We start from the raw sequence: 18,403 nt of genomic DNA on the forward strand, positions 1-18,403 counted from the left end.
TTGCGGTGCGAGATAGGAATAAGTCCTTGATGCCCTTGTCAAGTTTGAAAGCTCAGGATCGCCGGGTCAAATCCGAGATCAATGCAGCGCTAGGTTTGAGCGCGAATTGGTCTCGGCGGCTCGCCAGCAAGGGGGCGATAGCTCCGTGATTCCGATCGCATTACCGCTGCTTGCCGAGGAGGAGGCCGACGCAGCGCGCGCAGCGGTACTCTCCGGCTGGGTCTCGCAGGGCCCACAGGTGGCCGCCTTCGAGCGCGACTTTGCGGCCCTGGTCGGTGCGCCTCATGCCTGTGCCGTTTCCAACTGCACAACCGCCCTGCATTTGGCGCTCGCCGCCCTGGAGATCGGACCCGGGGACGAGGTTATCACGGCCAGCCACTCGTTCATCGCCACGGCCAATTGCATCCGGTATTGCGGCGCGACGCCGGTCTTTGTCGACATCGATCCCGGCACCTACAATATCGATCCCAACCGGGTTGCCGAAGCGATCACTCCGCGCACCCGCGCGGTGATTGCCGTCCACCAGATGGGCATGCCCTGCGATCTGGCAGCCCTTGCCACGCTGGCCGATCGCAATGGCATCGTCTTGATCGAAGATGCGGCCTGCGCCGCCGGCAGCCAGATCCGGGTGGACGGCGACTGGGAGCGCATCGGCAAGCCGCGCGGGCAGATCGCCTGCTTCTCCTTTCATCCTCGCAAGGTGATCACGACCGGCGAGGGCGGGATGCTCACCACCGCTGATGCCAAGCTCGACCACAAGTTCAGGCTGTTGCGCCAGCACGGCATGAGCGTTCCGGACATCGTGCGGCACGGTTCACCGCAGGTGATCTTCGAGGACTATCTGGTGGTCGGCTACAACTACCGGATGACCGATATACAGGCCGCGGTCGGACGCAAGCAGCTCGAGCGGCTGCCTGAACTGGTGTCTCGGCGCCGCGTGATCGCGGCGCGCTATGGAGAACTGCTCGGCAACTTTGAAGGCCTGAGACTGCCGGGCGAGCCCGATTGGGCGCGGTCCAACTGGCAGAGCTATTGCGTGAGGCTGCCGGACTGCGTCGACCAACGCACCGTCATGCAAAGCCTGCTCGATCAGGGCATCGCGACCCGACGCGGCATCATGTGCTCGCACCGGGAAGCGCCGTACGCCAACGACAAGCAGCGCCACGATCTGCGGCAGTCCGAGCTCGCGCAGGACAATTCGATTCTGCTGCCAATCTACGCGCAGATGAGCAAGGAAGATCAGGAGCGGGTCGCCTGTGCGTTACGGAGAGAGCTCCAAGCTTATGCGTAGCAAAAGGCCGCGTTACTCAAAGGTCGCGACGATGTCAGTTTGCGGGATAAAAGAAAGCAATCCAATTTCTAGCGATAGCAAGCTAATGGCTCAGGAATAGGCGGGTTATTTCAATGCAAAAGCCGCTCGTTAGCTTTGTCGTTCCTTGTTACCGACTGGCCTCTCTCTTGCCGGAGTGTATCGCCAGCATTCTCTCGCAGACCTTTGAGGACTTTGAAATCCTCATCATGGATGATTGCTCTCCAGATGACACGGGAGAAGTTGCCAAAACATTCACAGATAGCCGAGTTACCTATGTCAGGAACGAGCAAAATCTGGGAGCGCTCCGGAATTACAACAAGGGGATACGTTTAAGTCGGGGGAAATACGTCTGGCTTCTATCGGCTGATGATCGCTTGCGCCAACCGTACATACTGCAAAGATATGTCGAAACCTTGGAAAGTCATCCGGAAGTCGGCCTCGCCTTCTGTCCAGGGATTAGCCTGAGAGGTGGGAAAGAAGGTGGAGTGATAGATTACTCGACCTATGGCGACACTGATAAGATCGTCAGGGGAGAGGAGATTATCAAGCACTCATTGAAGGTAAAAGGAAATGCAATTCTGGCTGCGTCGGTGCTTGTTCGACGTGACTGTTATGAGAAATTGAGCCTCTACCCGGTCGACGTAGTGTGGGCTGGAATTCCAGTCGACTTTATATGGGGCGGGGATTGGTACGTGTGGCTATTGTTCTCCTTAAGTTATGACGTCGCATATTTTGCAGAGCCGATGGTGTGTTATCGAGAGCACGAACTCAGTATGACAAACGCCATTACTCAAGAAAGGATCGACATCTGCTGGCACTCCGAGCTGGCCGTGATTACGATGATATCGCAGGCGGCTAAAGAAAAAGGCGCCCTAACAGTGTATAGGGCTTGTTTGGATGCGCTTGCCAACTTCTATGCTAAACACTGTGCGTCCAAACCCTACGCGTGGATGGGACAGACATCCTGGTCCACTATAGATTTCCAGCAAGTGGAATCGACGCTCGATCGTAGTCCTTATACCGAGCAGGAGAGAGCGTGGATCCGTTCACGCATCATGGTGGCACTGGCTGATCTCTATTATTCAAGGGGCGACTCTGTATCAGCGAGATCATATTACTTGAAAGGATTGAAGCTGAAGCCTTTCATGTTGCCGGTACTTTTTAAGTTGATTGTTCTTTCATTCGGCGGTCCAGGCCGGCTAGTTCGCGAGTTTCTGCGATCCGCTCGAGATCATTTGGTGCGGGGCTGATCGAAGGATCAGTTTCCGTGTTTAACTGACTCTTTTAAGCGCTGTATATTCGATGAAGAAGACCCTAGTGATCAGCGACAGGTTTCCTCTGCCTGAGAAGTCTGGTGCTGACATCAGAACCATGAATCTAGCAAGGTACTTTGCTAGCCTTGGGCCAATCGATATTGCGTATCTCTCGAACTTGCACTCCGGTTCGGTACACGCGGAAGGAGCGGAGGAAGATTTCGAGAAGGATGACATATTTTCTGGGAAGTATCGTTTGCAGAAGCTGGAGTACCCTAGCAGTTTGCGAGGTCGGTTCGGAATTTCGGTTCGTGGCTTTCCGTATCCTGTTAGAGAGTATAGCAAAGCCTCGATGGAGAAATTGTTCTCTCTAATAGAGTCTGGCGGCTACGATTATGTGCTGGTGCGGTACCTCCGTAATACTGGCGGGTTTTTCGGCTTGTCACAAATCGCGAAAAGGAAGGTCATCATTGATATTGATGACGTACTGACCCATTCGCTCTATGATACGCTGTTTGCACCGACGAATAATGCTTTGAGGATGCTCTTCCGCACCATAAATAAGGTGCTTCTGGCTTACTATCAAACTCGTTGTGTGACGGTCTTTGGCGCCTGCTTAGTATGTTCTGAGAAGGACAAGTCAGATCTGTGGGGTGAACGGGCCTCTGAAAGTACCTTCGTTGTACCAAACACGTTGGGGACGAGAGCTCCAGGCGAACTCCGCATGGAGAGCGGGTTCAATAGGCGACACGTCTTGCTGTTTATTGGTGCGCTTCACTATCAGCCTAATGTTAGCGGCTTACTCTGGTTTTTGGAGAGCGTGTATCCGCGCTACAGGAATGTGTATCCCGATGCCGTTCTTTTGGTTGTTGGACGTTGCCCGTTGCCAGAGGTAATCGAAGTTTGTGATCGAACACAGGGAGTCGAGTTGCACCCCGATGTCCCTGATGTCATCAAGTACTACAGAGATTGTAGAGCGGTTATTGTACCTCTACTTGAGGGTAGCGGAACGCGGTTGAAGGTTCTGGAGGCAGCGCTGCTGGATAGACCCATTATTTCTACAAAGAAGGGTGTAGAAGGATTGGATGTAGTCTCTGGCGTTCATTTTTTGGAATTCGATGATGGCCCTAGCTTTTGTGAGGCCTATCGAACTTTGAGCGACGAAGCGACCTATGACGCGCTGGTGACAAGGGCTGAAAATGTAGTTCTGGAAAAATATTCACACAGCACCCTTTCTACTTCAATGAGCAAGGTGGTTTCTTATATCGATTTCAAGAGCAGCGAGTTTTCGTCCCTTTTTTCCAGGTCCCATGCTCCCGCAGGGTAACCTTCCCGAGCGCCGGCAGGATCGAGATCGACTCCAACATCGTCGAGCGGGCCATCAGGCCGCAAACCACCACAACAAAAGCGCGCGCTTCGCGGGCATCCCGGCGGCGGCCGGGCCTTGGTTACCATCGCCACGCTGCTGCGAACCGCGAAGATAAATGACGTCGACCTGCATGCCTGGCTCAAACAAACTCTCGAGGAGGTCGCGCAGGGTTGGCCGATCTCTCGGATCGACGCAATGATGCCTGGCACTTCAAAGCCTCAACGGACTCAACTCGGCGCTTACGGCGATCCAGTCCTAAGCAGCCTTCAACAGGAATGCGACCTGATCTCCCTGTTGTTCGATATTCAGCTTTGCCGCTCGGTTGGCAAACCTTCTCAACTCCCGGCGGGTAAACACATCGTTTGGCCCGGATGATGCGAGCGGCTTGGAGTTCCGGTACATTTCGCTCCCCCAGAACTGAAACGCGGTAGAATCGTCGATTGACTGCCTAACAGATAAACCGCAGCGCTCCGCCAATGCATTCATGCCCTTGCGCGAGGGAATCACAATGTGGCGCGGAGCATCCAATTGCACCCAGTTCGGGCCGTACTCTCTCCATGCATGCGAGGACGAAGTTGGGATGCGAACCAGAATGCGGCCGCCGGGCGCAAGTAGCCTTTTTGCATTGCTAAGACTTTGGTCCGGCTCAGGCACGTGTTCTAACGAGTGATTGAACATGATGAAATCAAACTCGCCGGACATACTCTGAAGATCCGATTTCTGAATCCTCACGGCACCTGACGTTGGCTTGAGAATGTAAGGGTCTACTCCCGTAAGGTTCTTGAACCCCGCGGCAGACATTCTATGAAGAAGTTTCCCGGACCCGCAGCCTACGTCCAGCACCCGAGCGCTAGGATCAATTCCAAAATTTCCGATGACCGCTACGATAGGGTCGTACCTCAAAAGGGATGCCACGGCTCCCAATATGCTTCTGGTGCCGAGTGCGTGGGCGTCCCTGATTGCGGCAACTCGCGAATTTCGCGAAGGCTTGGCGAATGAGTAATACCCATCGGGGTAAAGGCGGCTCTCATCGGCCACATCCGACAGGCGCTGGATCGTCCCGCAATCAATACATTCTTGGTACTCAAACCGCTCTCTCGTGCCAAACATCATCTCAATAAACACGTGGCGGCGATGTTCGCTGTCTGACGAGCAAGCTTTACAAATCATATCGAGTACCTAGCCGGAGCAGGGGATCGAAGCGGGCTCAGCCAGCATCGGAGAAGCGTGAGCGGGTGTGGGCGTTGTTGCTATGATAGTCGCGGCGAAATTAATGAGCCCGTCGATACCGTTGCCTGCGGCCTGGTCGCTCTTCCGAGACCCGCTGATCGGGTCACGGGTGCTGTCACTTTGCAGCAAATTCATTTGAAGCATAGGGGTGCTCGCTCGCCCATCTGTTGATCTCGCCGGCCCGATGGCCCGCACGTGGTGCTGATGCTCTAGCCGAGACTTGTGCGCTTGGAATAAATGTATCGAATAAAACCAACGTCGTCAAAATTAAACAATGCTGATTTAATTCAATTCGTTCGATTGAATTCCAAGGAGAGTGCTGGAGGTCCTTCCTCGCTGCGGGGCATCCAACCTCGAGAGCCAGGTTCCCGTCAGGCGGATGACGACTTTGCCTCCCAGTTCTATGGGATCATCGCCCCGGCTGTTGAATGGGCCGATTTGGCGGCGGAGCTGCGGCAGCTGGCGCGGAGCCCCTGCATAGACAGCCCCAATTGCGGTCCGGATGGAGGGCGAACTCGGACGGGGTGGTCTATCGGTCAGCGAGTCTCTTCACTCAGCCCAAACTAATTCTGCATAAAAGGCGAATTTAACCAAAATCGACGCGGGTCGAATTTAATTAGATAATAATTGAAATTAAAAAGAGATCTATTTATGTTTACGGAGGCGAGGAGCTTTCCGACTTGGTTGAGGACATCAATATCAATGAAGGGTCGTCTTGCGGTTGATAGGCGGTATGAAATGCCGCTTGCGACCACGCCGAGATCTATTGTGGACGCAGACAGAAGCGGCAAGCAGTCGGAATTTCATGTGCTTGCGGACGGCGTGTCCGACGGAATCCGAAAAAGGACAGTTACTTCGCTAGCCGAAGGGTCGGCTTCTTTCGGATCTGGGATGATGCTGGGGCGACCATTAACTACATTCTTGCCTTGCGCGCGGAGGCATCGTGCAAAGGTCTGCCGAACCAACCGGGGAGGATCGGGTGCAAGCTTGCATCGACCTTTCCCTAACGGCGCTTTGCTCAAAAAGAGTCGTCGGGCATCCCACATCTACCTCGGAGTTTCCGTGCCATGTTAACTAAAGAGCGACAGGCCATCAATGTGGTGCCGGTGGCCAAGTGCAATAATTGCGGATCGCTGGAGTACGGCGTCGTTTTTGAGGCCGGAAGCGCGCAGGTCAATCAAATCGTCCGATGTGGAGGTTGTGGGTTGATGTACGCGTTCCCCATGAACACACGAAATTTGTCGCAATATCTGAACGACTCGCCATCGACCCTGACGGATCAGAGCAGGCAGGTCAAACATACAGCGGACAAGATGCCGGACTATCGAGCTATGGCACGCCGTCTGGAGGAGTTTCTACCTCGAAAGGGCGCGCTCTGCGAAATCGGGATCTATTCGGGGGTGCTGTTGGATTACTTGCGTTCGCGCGGGTGGACGGTTTCAGGGATCGAGCCCGACGGCTGCGCTGTGGGCTACGCCCGACGCGTCTTCGGACTTGATGTCCATCACGGCACGTTGGACAGCGCTTCGCTTAAACCCGAGTCCATCGACGCGGCGATCATGCTGCATGTGATCGAACATTTGGATGACCCAGCGCGCGCGGTCGTTCAAGTGCATCGCGTTCTCAAGCCCGGCGGCTTTTTTGTGGTCGAGACGCCGACTTACGATTCCTGGACCTTCAAGATCCTTGGGCGGCGGGAACGCAGCGTCAGCTGCGACGGGCACATCTTCTTTTACACCCAAAAGACTCTTTCCGCTTTGTTGCAGCAGCACGGGTTCGAAATCGTTAAAACCCAGCGGGTAGGGCGAACGATGTCGCTGAGTCGGCTGTTGTTCAACATTGGTGTCATGGCGAAAAACAGAAAAACCCAGGATCGGCTTGCGGCCCTCGCGACGTCGCTCGGTCTTGAAAAATACTACGTCTACCTCAATGTTGGGGATATGGTGCGGATATACGCTCGCAGGGTGAGCTCGGGCAGCGACGAGCATGCCATGCACCAACGCTCGATGGAATTTGAGCGCGGCGCTTGAAGGGCACAGCATCTGTCATAGGTCACCCGCGGCGCCCATCCGATACGACGTGCGGTGCCGACGGAAAAATCGCGTGGTCCGCGGATGAGATTAAACGATTGGCCGACTTGCTAAGCGGGGAGCCATGAAGAGGCGGCAATTCCTTTGCATGACAGGTGCCATGACCTTGCCATTTGCGGCTCGAGCCCAGTCGGGGTCAGGTCTCAACTATTCCGGGACGGTTACTCCGGTGGCGAAGGATGTCGCCGTTGCTCCCGATCCCGTGCCGCGCGATCCGCCAATCGTGGGCACCATCCCGATGAGCTTTAATGATCCGATGTTCACCAACATGACGGAAACGACGTCGCAGGTCTGGTGTGGAACGGGTGAGAATGCCAGCCACAAGTCGGTCACGGGGCCGGCGTCGGGAGATGTCAGCTTCGGCGGTAGCGGCAACAACAACTTTGACTACTGTCGCTGTGATGGCCGGGAGGGATTGCACGTCGGCGGTGCCGGTTACTTCAGCGTGACGCATTGCTGGATTCAGGCAACGGGACAGGGTCTCGATCATGCCGATGGCATCCAGGCTTACGCGCCCGGCAAGCGGGGAACGCTCACAGTGCGCAATTCGACCATGAAAGTGAACAATACGTCGGCAACAGCTGGTGTGTTCATTGCCGATGACTGGACTGGCACCATTGATATCCAGGACTGCATGATTTGGGGTGGACCTTACGGTCTGCGGGTGCATCCGGATGTGAGCGGCGACAACGACGTTTACCTCAAGAACGTGTACTTTGTTGGTCCATTTGCGTATGGACCAATCTATTTCAGCGACGTTAAGGGCCACGTCAATCACATCAGAAAGTGGGAGAACGTGCGCTACGCGACGATTGAGAATGGCGTGCTGAAGCCGGGCTCGCCGATCAAGCCGCCGAAGCGCGTCGAGCCGTAAGGACGTACGAGTTTGCGGTGTTGGTCACAAACCGAAGTCCGTGCCTTGCCACATCCCGGTCCGCTCCAACCGCTGAAAGCGGACCATACGGTGACCCGAGTAGATGCGGCATGCCAGGCGATGCGGGACCGATTTCCAACTCGATGCGGCCTACGAGAACTTCGAAGCCCTTGCGGGACGTTCTGCACCGCGAGCACTGGCGGACCAGCCGGGAACATATTTTCAACCACGCCTGCTCCATTCGCCAGCGCGCAAGCCCGAAGATCGAGGCTTCACCATGGCACCGGCTGCGCAAGAACGCTGGCATGGAGTTGGCCGAGGCCGGCGCCGAGGTGATTGGAAACCATGGCCGTGGTGGGTCACAAGATGCCCAAAATGGCAAATGGAACGAAAGTGAGGCATCTCTTTTGGAACAGTGACTTTATCGGACGCCACGAAAAATAGTTAAATCGGAATTTAAATTAACCGCACATGAAGGGCGGCTGGATTTAAATAAGTATTGCAATTAAAATTGATTTATCTATGTTTTCGGTGGTGAGGATTTAATGTGAGCTTCTCATGCTGCAAGTTGCCGCCGATGAGGGGCGCCGATCCTCTCGGGTGTGACCGGCGGTATGCTGGTGCTGAGCTCCGTTGAGATGCAGACAAAAGGGTGAGCAGTTGGAATTTCGTGTGCTTGCGGTCGCCGTCTCTGACCGCTTCCGAAAAGAGATGCCCGAAGGTCCGGCGTGATGTCCCAAGCACGTCCGCTCAACGCTGAAGGGACGGCTGAAGGTCCCTTGGTCACTGTCGTGATGTGCGTGTACAACGCAGGCAGCTATTTTCGGCCTTCGCTCTTGAGCATCATTGATCAGACCTACAGGAATCTGGATATTCTCATTATCGATGATGGCAGTACGGACGGCTGTTTCAGCTCAGTTCAAGACTTGCTGGCAGATGAGCGTGTTCGCGTGATCCATCAAGCGAACTCAGGCAAGCCTGTTGCTGTCAATCGAGCGCTCGATCGGATCCGCGGCGAGTTTTACGCAATTCAAGACGCGGATGACATCAGCTATCCAACGCGAATTCAAAAGCAGGTTCGTGCGCTGCTCAACAATCCTCATTTGGCTGCCGTATTTTGCGGTAACGAGCTTATAATTGACGGGAGATTCATGGCGCCGGTGTTTGCGCCGAAAAGTGAGGACGACTGCCAGTCCGTGATTAGAGCCTTTCAAATGCCTGCCCTTGATCCCACGGGAATGTTTCGAATGTCGTTGGTTGGCGATATGCGGTTCGAGCCGTCATTGAAGGTTGCCGAGACCTGCGACTACATATGGAGAATCGGGGAGGTGCATCCGATGATCGTATTGGGCGAGTGCCTTTACGCGTACCGCATTCTTCCCAATTCACTTACCCGACGTGCGCCAACGTGGCGCAAGCAGTTTGAGGTTGCGGCCTTCAGGCGAGCGTGTGAGCGGCGCGGTTTGCGATTTGAGGCAGAATGCGAGGATAGCGGCCACAGGTCTCATAACAGCGTGCTGGATAACAATATCGCCGCCCATTTTATGAGGAGCGTGTTGGATTGGCGTCGGTCAAACCGTCGCTTGTCGGCTTTGAGGACGGGTTGGCAATGTGCTTGTTTGCATCCCGCCGATCCGCATTATTACAAGGCGCTGGTTTACGCCTTGATTTCACCCAGCACAGTGCGCCGCCTACGTCGTACCTTCCTGGCGACTCCTTTGGAGACGGCGAAATGAAGCGCTTCTTAGGACGGGACGGTCGCTTTATGCGACGCCTCAATTTTGAGGGCTGTTTCCCGGTTGCGGAATGTCTCAGGCATGAGAGGTCTTCGCGTTGAGCCGCAAAAGTCTACAATTGGATTCGGGTCCTCAACTTGCTTATCTGCAGGATGGGCAGCAGAGTCTAGTTGGGCATGCGGCAGGTGGCTCGGAACTATATCTGAAACTATTATTGGTCGCTATTTTTTTGCCCGAAGGCCTATCTTTCTTTCTCGGTGACTTTCGGCTCTCGGTTGCTCGAGTTCTGATTTTTCTTTTGTCCATCGCCGCGATATCGCAGCTGTTTCAGCGCGCCAGCACGGCTACAGTCTGCGTCCCCTCGGATATCTTGGCTCCGCTTGCGGGCGTTTGGATGATGTTGGCTGCCACCGTCACGGATGGTCTTGACGGTCTGAAAGGAGCTGGAATGGCGGCAATTGAATTCACCGGCGCATACTTGACTTTCCGGTATCTTCTCGGTCCCGTCGATAGTTCCGTGCGTCTCGCACGCTTCACCTGCAAGCTCATTATTCTGATTGTCGGCATCGCGCTTCTCGACCCCCTGAGTGATAGACTGTTCACCTATGAGTTCATCAAAGGCATTACCGGTTATGTGAAACCCGGTTATGAAGACGCATTAGCACTGAAGGCCGAGACGTTCTATCGGGACGGGGTTGTCCGCGCGATGGGGCCGCTGGAGCATTCGATATTATTAGGTGCCGTTTGCGTTTGGTTTGGGACCGTGGCCCTCACTACGTTTAGGCACCAGGTATTCGGCTGGGCTATTGCCGGCGTCGCGCTCATCGGAGTGTGGTTTTCGCAGGCGCGGAGTCCATTGCTGGCTTATCTGATCGGATTTGCGCTGGCGATTTTCTATAGTGCAAGCCCTCGCTTCACAGCTCGATGGAAGTTGGTCGGATCGTGTGTGACCGCCGTACTCCTTACTGTTTTCACTTTCTCTAACAGTCCTGTCGCAACACTTGTACGACTTAGCGGAGTAAATCCGGAGGCGGCCTGGGCCCGTCAAGCGATCTGGGAGACGGCGGGCCCTGTGGTACTCGGTTCGCCAATGTTCGGAATTGGTTTGCGCGGCGACTGGAATTGGCAGGCGCACGGCGCGCTTGTGAGTTCGAGCGTGGATGCCTTTTGGCTTGCCACCGCAATGTCGTATGGAATTCCCGGAAGCGCGTTGATCCTTTTGACAATTGCAAGCGCATGCTGGCTTGGCTCGATCGACAAATCGCCTCAGCTTACTCTCGAAGAGAGACGGCTATCAGTGGCGCTCGGAATTGTCTTAACAACAATCGTTTTTTTGGGATTCATGGTGCACTTTTGGGGGATCTGTTGGATCCTTATCGCGGTCTTTACCGGGATGCGAGCGAACCTCGCGGAAACCGCGGTATTGCGCGATAGAGCCGCACGAGCGGCAGCGAGGTATGATTCGATTACCGGAGACGATTACCGCAGGCGCTGGACTGCGCGGTCGTAACAGGCGTGCCAAGCGGAGAAGCCGGCCTTTCCAGCAAAGGTGACCTAAGTGATGGGCAGGCATGCCGATCAGGATTTCTCGTGCTGCGCAGGACTAAGCCATGTTGGTTTCCATTATCGTACGAACGTACAATCGGGGGTATATCATCGGGGAAGCGATCGATAGTGCCTTGCGACAGACGTACGGTAATTTTGAGATAATCGTCGTTGATGATGGATCCTCAGACGGCACGGCGGAAGCGGTGGAGAGGATTCGAAGCGACAAAATTCGTTACATTCGGCATGATCAGAACCGCGGGGTCAGTGCGGCGGGCAACACGGGCATAAGGGCTGCCAAAGGCGATATCATCGCTCATCTGGATTCAGATGACCTGTGGAAGCCGGAGATGCTTGGCAGTCTCATTGATGTTTTACAGCGCCACCACCAGATTGGCGCGGTATTCTGTGACGTTGAAGTCGATCGCGGCAAATCTGTCTCGTCGATTAGCTCGAGCATGCGTGCATTTCCGAAGTTGCTCGCATCGCACGCGCACTCGGATTCCGACGTCTTTGTTTTCAGCAACCGTGAGATGTATCTATGCTTGTTGGAAGAAGTGCCTATCAAACCGACTGCAGTGTTGATCCGGCGCGCTGTTCTGGATGAGTTTAGAGGATACGATGAATCATGGTGTTCGGGCGAGGACTGGGAATTGTACCTCAGAATCTCGAAGCATTATGGATTTGGATACGTCAATCGCAAGCTTGCGGTTATGCGAGTTCTCGACGATTCGACACTTTCGAAATTCCAAGAAGAGGATAAATCCTCGTTGCTGCAGCTGGCAGTGAGCGAAAAGAAAGGGCTTCGGCGAGATCGCGAGGCACTTGAAGCGGCAAATCGTGCAATCGCTCGGCATTGCAAGGATTTGGGAGGGATCTATCTGCATTCAGGAAGACGAATGAAATCGATCTCGACCTACGCTCGAGGATTTGCGGAGACGGGCCACGTCCCTCTCATTATGCGAGCCGGCGTGGCTCTTATGCCCCTGTCTCTTACTGCCGGTTTGAAAAAGGTGCTTCTATCCAGCGATCGCTCGCTTGCCGTCTTTAGAAAGGAAAACGTGTCAGGGCGATAATCTGCCGGGTGCGCCGTATGTACGAGAATAAAATGACTCAGAGCCACATCTCCGACAGCCAGGCGGCGCGGCGGATCGCATTCGCCACGATGGGCGATGGGCGCGAGGTCAGGTTCTGGTCCGGCACCCCGTTTCACATGTCTAAATCGCTCTCGGGAGAAGGTCACGAGGTGGTCCATATCGGGCCCCTGAGCGCACCGATCCTGCCTCTATATCAGGCGTATTCCAGGCTTTGTCGTAACTTTCGCAGGCGCGGCCCTTCCCCAATCCACGCAGGGCCTGTCGTTGCACAGTATGCGGCGGACTCGGCCCGAAAAATTCGCGCGGTGTCGCCCGATATTGTCTTCGCGCCCGCTGGATCCACCTTTGCCTGGAGTGTGCCTGACGACGTTCCGCTGGTCTATGCGTCCGACGCGACCTTTCGGCTCGTTGACAACTACCATCCTAACTATCGAAACTTGTCGAAGGCCGCTCGCGACATCGCTGAACGCCTGGAACGCGATACGATCGCGCGCGCGGATCTGATCCTTTACCCGTCGGAATGGGCGGCCGAATCCGCCATTAGGGATTACGGGGCCGACCGTAGTCTGGTGCATGTCATTCCTTGGGGCGCCAACCTCGAAGAAGCGCCGGATCGTCGCTCCGTGCTTGGATGCCGCAAGCCGGGTCCCTGCCGGCTCCTCTTCATCGGCGCCAACTGGGAAGAGAAGGGCGCTGACATCGCGGTCGGGGCCCTCGCTGAACTGAGGGACGGGGGCATGGAGGCGGAACTCGTGATCTGCGGATGTACTCCGCCTAAGCCAGTCACTCAGGATGGCCTGACGATCATCCCTTATCTCGACAAGAATGATCGTGAGCAGCGCAACAGGCTGGATCAACTCTATCGCGACGCGGATTTCTTTCTGTTGCCGACGCGGGCAGATTGCTGGGGGATCGTGTTTTGCGAAGCGGCGGCCCATGGCGTACCGAGCATCGCGCCGGCCACTGGCGGCGTGCCCTGCGCTGTCCGCGACGGCGAGACAGGCATCTTGTTGCCGCCGAATGCGGCGAAGGCGGACTATGCCACCGTCATCTCCAGGACCTTTGCGAACCCGGACCGACTGGCAAGCCTGAGGCAATCGAGCCGCGACGCCTTCGAGGCCCGGCTGAACTGGCGGGCCTGGAGTCGGCGTGTCTCAGAATTGATACAAGCTCTATGATTGTCCTGAACTATCACGAACTGGTGGAAGCATCGCCGTCGAATGCGTGGTGCCTGACGCATGAAATATTCGATGCGCATCTCGCGCTTTGCGGGGACATGCTGGTCTCGCCTCAGACGTTTCTGAAGCATTGCCCCGATCCGAAGAGCAATCACAGCGGTGCGGTCCTGCTCACGTTCGACGATGGATTTCTTTCAGACTACACGCATGTCTATGCTCGTTACGTGAAGACCGGTCGGATTCCGGGGTTCATGTCCTTTATCCCTGTGGATTTTGTGGGCTCGCCGGGACGTATGAGCTGGGACATGATTGAAGAACTTGGCAGGGCCGGCGTTGTGATTGGCTCCCATGGCATGGCCCATGCCGACCTGACCACCGTCGCGGATGTCGAACTCGATCGCGAGCTTACGATGTCGAAGTCGGTGCTGGAGGATCGGCTCGGGCAACAAGTAACCCTTTTCGCCTTCCCATACGGGCGCTTTTCCCGACGCGTTTGGGACGCGGCTCTGAAGGCGGGATACACGCACCTCTTTACAATCCAGCATGGGTATCATCGCGGGTTCGAATCCTTTCTCTATTCCCGCCTTTGTCTGACGAACAAGATGGACGCGGAGTACATGCGTCGGCACTTGCTTGATCCGGATGTGATGCGTGGCTTGGCCTGGAGGATCAGCACAAAGCTCGGGCTCTATCGCCAACTGATGCGCTGGCGGTATCGATAACGCTTTAGGTTGAAGCTCAACGGAACGCCGGCCGAGTTCGACCCCGGGTCAGGCTCCGCAGCCTCAATTCGCGGTAGTGCATGGAACCTCGTAATGCGGATTGGCCGCCCTGCCGCAAGGCCTCGACCGCCGCGGGAATATCGGCGTAGGTGTTGCACAGAAAGTCCTTGGTCTCGTGGCCTCTTCGTGGTGGTCCAAGCAGCGGACGGCGCTGATCGTCGCGACAATGCAGCAGGATGGGCAGAAGCAGGCCGTGATGCCCTGCAGCCATCGCTCGAGCTCTCAAGTGGCGGCTCGCCATCGATGACCAAGCCTTATGACGACGCTCCCTAATGCAGAGGTCTGTGCGTGCTGGTGCGCCGCCTTCCTGTTCCAGGGAGCAGCTCGTGCAGCTGATGGTTCTTGGTTCGCCCGGACTTACGCCACAGCACGTCGCCCAAGTAGGCCTGGGGACCGAGATCTTGGAAAATGTTAATATCCGGCGTATTATTGATTTAATTTTATTTATTTGATTTAATTGGAGAGGCGGCCGAGCATTCCTTAACGCGCTGCCTTACGCTTTCCGCCACCAACCTTTGCCCTAGAGGTAATCTAATGCGGATCGGGCCAGCCCTTGATGCTGCACTACGTGCCACAACGATCGACGAGTCGCGGGCCGCGGGCGCGCAGGATGCGATAGTAGTCGGAGGTGGAGCCGCTGGCGGACTAGCAGCACTCCTACTCGCAGAGGCTGGCCTGCGCGTGCTTGTGCTTGACGCCGGGTGGCGTCAATCGGCGCAACGCTCTTGGCTGCGCCGCGCGACGGCAACCATAACTCGAAGGTTAGCCGACCCCGCCACACTTCGCTTCCTCCCTCCCACGGCCGTTCCCTTGGGACGGATTGCGTTGAAGAGCGTCGGCTTGCTGCGTCAACCCATTCAATCTCGCTGCAGTATTTGGGGCCGCGTGCCGGAAGCTTTTGTAGATGATCGCGATTGCCCGTATGCGACGCCACCCGACCAACCTTTTGTCTGGATACGCGCGCGAACGCTCGGCGGGCGCGTGGGCCTTCCAGGACACGGCCGGCAATACTATCGCCTGAACTCTTCCGACCTTGCGCCGGGTGACGGATTGAGCGCGCCTTGGCCGCTTGAGCCAGGCGAGTTGGACCCTTGGTATTCGACGGTCGAGCGACGGCTAAAGCTTGCCGGTGCCATGGATGGCGTACCATGGCAGCCTGACAGTCATCTCTCGCGAGAACTTGAGCCTTCACTGAATCAATTCGCACTGATGGCAGCGATTGGCGCACGATGGCCTCACTCGCGGCCGATGCTCACCCGCTTTGCGGCGCCGCTGGATGCCTTGGAGGGCGCTGCTCTTACCGGGCGTCTTCGATGCCGTGAGGGCGCAGTTGTAAGGCAGATCGACGTTGATCGGTCTGGTCGAGTACGCGGCGTAGTCTGGTTCGATCAACAGAGTGGAACCGACGTACGCGCTTGCGCTCCATTGGTCTTTCTTTGCGCGTCAGCATTAGAGTCAACCCGAATACTATTGCTTTCGCGTTCATCAAACGCGGTCCAGGGACTCGGGGCAGAATCTGGCGCGCTGGGGCGCTACTTGATGGACCATGTTCTAGTGACGGGGTGGGGCGGAGGGGCGCCGCTGAAGCCCGGCCCGGTGCTCGAAGATGGGTGCGCGATCTACCTTCCACGCTTCGATGCACGCGACAGGCCCGCGCCCCTGGGCGGGCGAGGATTTGGCGTGCAGTTGTATCAATTTCCGGGAGGGCACGGGCGCTCCCATTTCACGGCGGTTAGTTTCGGTGAAATGCTCCCTCGTGCCGAAAACAGTGTAGCGCTGCATCCCACACGACGTGACATATGGGGAATCCCTGTATTGCATATCGACTGTCGCTATAGCGAAGCGGACTTGGCGCTTGCCCGCGATCAGGCGGCTGCCATACGCGAGATCGCCGCAACAGCTGGCGTGACGTTGAGCCGCCTTAATAGCCGGCCGGCCCCGCCAGGCTCCGCGATACATGAATGCGGGACCGCCCGGATGGGTATCGACCCCGCGACCTCGGTGCTCGATCCAAATAACCAGTGCTGGGACGCGCAAGGATTGTACGTCACAGATGGTGCCTGTTTCCCGTCTCAGGGCACGCAAAATCCCACCTTGACCATTCTCGCTCTGACCGCGCGCGCATGCCATCACGCGGTGAGCGCCGTCGCCCAAACAAAGCGAGAAACCGCATTCGGGCTAGCCGGAGATACGGCGTCATGACGGTTGCGACGGCCGAGCGGTTCCGAGAAATCCTTCCGCGAAACATGCTCCCGCTTGGTTTCGGATCCGGTGCATTGTTGAGCAAGCGACGAACCCGCCGTGAGGCTCTCAGGTTGCTCGAAGCAGCTATGGATTGCGGGGTCACATATTTTGATACTGCGCGAATGTATGGTGCCGGTCGCGCAGAGAGCATTTTGGGAGAGTTGACAGCGCGAAAGCGGGAGCGCCTAGTTCTGGCAAGCAAGGCGGGCATCCTCCCACAAAGTCGAGCGCTTCATGTACGCGCAATGGGTCGCAGCATTCGGCTTCTGCACAAGGTCGCGCCAAGTTCAAAGAACTACCTGCCGGTGCCGTCCACCTCCGTGCCGCGTTTCGGGGCCTTTGGACTCTTGGAATTCCGAAAAAGTGTCGAGACCAGCCTCAAGGAATTGCGTACAGACTATCTCGATATTTTACTCTTGCATGAGTGCAGCACCGCCGATCTAGAGGAAACGGACCTACTCCATTTTCTCGATGATCTTAAGCGTGAAGGGAAGATTCGAGCCGTGGGCATAGCGACGGGGATAGAGGAGACGACGTCCATCCTCAAGAGACATGCAGCGTTGTTCGACGTAGTGCAGATACCGAGCGCCATCTGGAATATGAACGTTAGGAAGCTTCCGACAATTGATGGCCTAGTGATTACGCATTCCTCTCTGACCAGTCGATTCAACATATTGCTTGATCGATTGTTGTCGGATGAGCGAATGGCAGCTGAATGGCATTCGCTGACGCAGGTAGACCCGCGCGATTCAACAGAATTGGCCCATCTACTTCTGGCTCATGCGCTGAATGCAAATCCAAACGGGATCGTTATCTTCTTCTCATCCAATCCGGCGAATGTTGTGGCAAACGTGAAATCTGTTCGCAGTCGAGCTATCGATGAGAAGCAGATCGCGGGCTTGAATGCATTGTTGGCGAGAAAGCACGTTGCCGAGTTTTTTGAAGCGAGCTTTCAAGGCTGAACTTCTGACCGGTGCAGACTGACGACAGTGATTTGTCTTGATGGGGTGGTCGCAGGCAGGACTTGATCGAGCATGGCGTTGCGACCTTACTGGGTCAGCAGGTGTTCGGGATTGTGCCGGGCGAGGGGACATCGACCCCCCAGGTTAATCCGCGGGCGCTCGCATCTCTCGACCTCTTCGTCTGCCCGCAACGAGGGCTCCGCCGGCATGGCGATTGTCGGTTTAACATCGTCCAGCAACCATCGAACCGAGAATCGCCGGACGGTCTTCTTTTGATTGTCCACAGATGAAAGGATGTCGCGTCAAATATTGTTCTGTATCCGGCGGTAGATAATCTCGGGAATCGATCTATTTAATTTGTTTTCTGCTGTAGAGCCGTCGATTGGCAGGCTGTTATGTAGTGGCGACGGCGTGCCTTCGATCCCAGCATACCTATGTATATCTTCGACCGTTCTCCGCGTGACTCTTTCAATGCGGTGCAGCGAGTGGTTGATCGGACTAGTGAATTATCCCCGCATTTAATTCGTGCGATGCGATTCTGACCAGGGCAGCTCAGAAATTACCTTGGGTGGGCCGTCGTGTCGTCGCAAAAAAGCCTCCGCCCACCGAGAAAGACGAACCCAACGGCGCTGCGCCAGCAGGGTCGCACTTGGGGTATCGCCGCTCGGGGAAAACGAAATTGGGCGCGCGTACCGGGGGCGAACGAGAGCGAAATTAACAGGAGAAAACTA

General features: G+C 56.0%; 14 protein-coding genes and 1 pseudogene. 14 read left to right on the top strand and 1 reads right to left on the bottom strand.

The features are described 5' to 3' along the window. Positions 1-145: 145 nt before the first annotated feature. The 4 genes and pseudogenes from KUF59_RS09630 to KUF59_RS44525 form a co-directional block, all read left to right on the top strand. On the top strand, positions 146-1,291 hold the full coding sequence (locus KUF59_RS09630; protein WP_212461583.1) for a DegT/DnrJ/EryC1/StrS family aminotransferase: 1,146 nt from the start codon (positions 146-148) through the stop codon (positions 1,289-1,291). Positions 1,292-1,404: 113 nt separating this feature from the next. After that, positions 1,405-2,562, top strand: coding sequence for a glycosyltransferase family 2 protein (locus tag KUF59_RS09635; RefSeq protein ID WP_212461582.1), 1,158 nt, complete (start codon positions 1,405-1,407; stop codon positions 2,560-2,562). Between the two features lie 67 nt (positions 2,563-2,629). Then, complete coding sequence (locus KUF59_RS09640; protein WP_258769385.1) at positions 2,630-3,892, top strand: glycosyltransferase; 1,263 nt, start codon at positions 2,630-2,632, stop codon at positions 3,890-3,892. Positions 3,893-3,894: 2 nt separating this feature from the next. After that, positions 3,895-4,138 (top strand): annotated as a pseudogene (locus KUF59_RS44525) (transposase domain-containing protein); the annotation flags it as partial. Between the two features lie 51 nt (positions 4,139-4,189). Here KUF59_RS44525 and KUF59_RS44045 read toward each other — a convergent pair. Beyond that, positions 4,190-5,104, bottom strand: a complete 915-nt coding sequence (locus KUF59_RS44045) for a class I SAM-dependent methyltransferase (protein ID WP_309500961.1) — start codon at positions 5,102-5,104, stop codon at positions 4,190-4,192. A gap of 1,127 nt (positions 5,105-6,231) precedes the next feature. Between KUF59_RS44045 and KUF59_RS09655 the strand changes: the two genes are divergently transcribed. The 10 genes from KUF59_RS09655 (at position 6,232) to KUF59_RS09695 (ending at position 17,672) form a co-directional block, all read left to right on the top strand. Continuing rightward, the gene (locus tag KUF59_RS09655; RefSeq protein ID WP_212461578.1) at positions 6,232-7,194 is read left to right on the top strand and encodes a class I SAM-dependent methyltransferase; all 963 of its coding nucleotides are present in this window, start codon (positions 6,232-6,234) and stop codon (positions 7,192-7,194) included. A gap of 160 nt (positions 7,195-7,354) precedes the next feature. Next, entirely contained in the window at positions 7,355-8,128 is a 774-nt protein-coding gene (locus KUF59_RS09660) for a hypothetical protein (protein WP_258769386.1), read from the top strand. A 170-nt stretch (positions 8,129-8,298) separates the two neighbouring features. Beyond that, a complete protein-coding gene (locus KUF59_RS09665; RefSeq protein ID WP_212461576.1) occupies positions 8,299-8,547 on the top strand; it encodes a hypothetical protein in 249 nt (82 codons plus the stop codon). Positions 8,548-8,859: 312 nt separating this feature from the next. Further along, on the top strand, positions 8,860-9,864 hold the full coding sequence (locus KUF59_RS09670; protein ID WP_212461575.1) for a glycosyltransferase family 2 protein: 1,005 nt from the start codon (positions 8,860-8,862) through the stop codon (positions 9,862-9,864). Between the two features lie 97 nt (positions 9,865-9,961). Beyond that, on the top strand, positions 9,962-11,374 hold the full coding sequence (locus KUF59_RS09675; protein ID WP_212461574.1) for an O-antigen ligase family protein: 1,413 nt from the start codon (positions 9,962-9,964) through the stop codon (positions 11,372-11,374). A 100-nt stretch (positions 11,375-11,474) separates the two neighbouring features. Continuing rightward, positions 11,475-12,485, top strand: coding sequence for a glycosyltransferase family 2 protein (locus tag KUF59_RS09680; RefSeq protein WP_212461573.1), 1,011 nt, complete (start codon positions 11,475-11,477; stop codon positions 12,483-12,485). A gap of 17 nt (positions 12,486-12,502) precedes the next feature. After that, positions 12,503-13,684, top strand: coding sequence for a glycosyltransferase family 4 protein (locus KUF59_RS09685; RefSeq protein ID WP_258769387.1), 1,182 nt, complete (start codon positions 12,503-12,505; stop codon positions 13,682-13,684). Continuing rightward, positions 13,681-14,406, top strand: a complete 726-nt coding sequence (locus KUF59_RS09690; RefSeq protein ID WP_212461571.1) for a polysaccharide deacetylase family protein — start codon at positions 13,681-13,683, stop codon at positions 14,404-14,406. The genes KUF59_RS09685 and KUF59_RS09690 overlap by 4 nt, the downstream gene beginning before the upstream one ends. Positions 14,407-15,000: 594 nt before the next feature. Beyond that, on the top strand, positions 15,001-16,668 hold the full coding sequence (locus KUF59_RS44350) for a GMC oxidoreductase (RefSeq protein WP_212461570.1): 1,668 nt from the start codon (positions 15,001-15,003) through the stop codon (positions 16,666-16,668). After that, on the top strand, positions 16,665-17,672 hold the full coding sequence (locus KUF59_RS09695; RefSeq protein WP_212461569.1) for an aldo/keto reductase: 1,008 nt from the start codon (positions 16,665-16,667) through the stop codon (positions 17,670-17,672). Before KUF59_RS44350 ends, KUF59_RS09695 begins: the two co-directional genes overlap by 4 nt. The last annotated feature ends 731 nt before the right edge of the window (positions 17,673-18,403 follow it).

It is taken from the genome of Bradyrhizobium arachidis, assembly GCF_024758505.1.
Lineage (GTDB): Bacteria > Pseudomonadota > Alphaproteobacteria > Rhizobiales > Xanthobacteraceae > Bradyrhizobium > Bradyrhizobium manausense_C.

Excerpts from the sequence above, each read along its gene's own strand:
- KUF59_RS09680 (WP_212461573.1), top strand. The coding sequence starts at position 11,475 with ATGTTGGTTTCCATTATCGTACGAACGTACAATCGGGGGTATATCATC.
- KUF59_RS09655 (WP_212461578.1), top strand. The coding sequence starts at position 6,232 with ATGTTAACTAAAGAGCGACAGGCCATCAATGTGGTGCCGGTGGCCAAG.
- KUF59_RS09690 (WP_212461571.1), top strand. The coding sequence starts at position 13,681 with ATGATTGTCCTGAACTATCACGAACTGGTGGAAGCATCGCCGTCGAAT.
- KUF59_RS44045 (WP_309500961.1), bottom strand. The coding sequence starts at position 5,104 with ATGATTTGTAAAGCTTGCTCGTCAGACAGCGAACATCGCCGCCACGTG.
- KUF59_RS09685 (WP_258769387.1), top strand. The coding sequence starts at position 12,503 with ATGTACGAGAATAAAATGACTCAGAGCCACATCTCCGACAGCCAGGCG.
- KUF59_RS09695 (WP_212461569.1), top strand. The coding sequence starts at position 16,665 with ATGACGGTTGCGACGGCCGAGCGGTTCCGAGAAATCCTTCCGCGAAAC.
- KUF59_RS09670 (WP_212461575.1), top strand. The coding sequence starts at position 8,860 with ATGTCCCAAGCACGTCCGCTCAACGCTGAAGGGACGGCTGAAGGTCCC.
- KUF59_RS44350 (WP_212461570.1), top strand. The coding sequence starts at position 15,001 with ATGCGGATCGGGCCAGCCCTTGATGCTGCACTACGTGCCACAACGATC.
- KUF59_RS09635 (WP_212461582.1), top strand. The coding sequence starts at position 1,405 with ATGCAAAAGCCGCTCGTTAGCTTTGTCGTTCCTTGTTACCGACTGGCC.
- KUF59_RS09660 (WP_258769386.1), top strand. The coding sequence starts at position 7,355 with ATGACCTTGCCATTTGCGGCTCGAGCCCAGTCGGGGTCAGGTCTCAAC.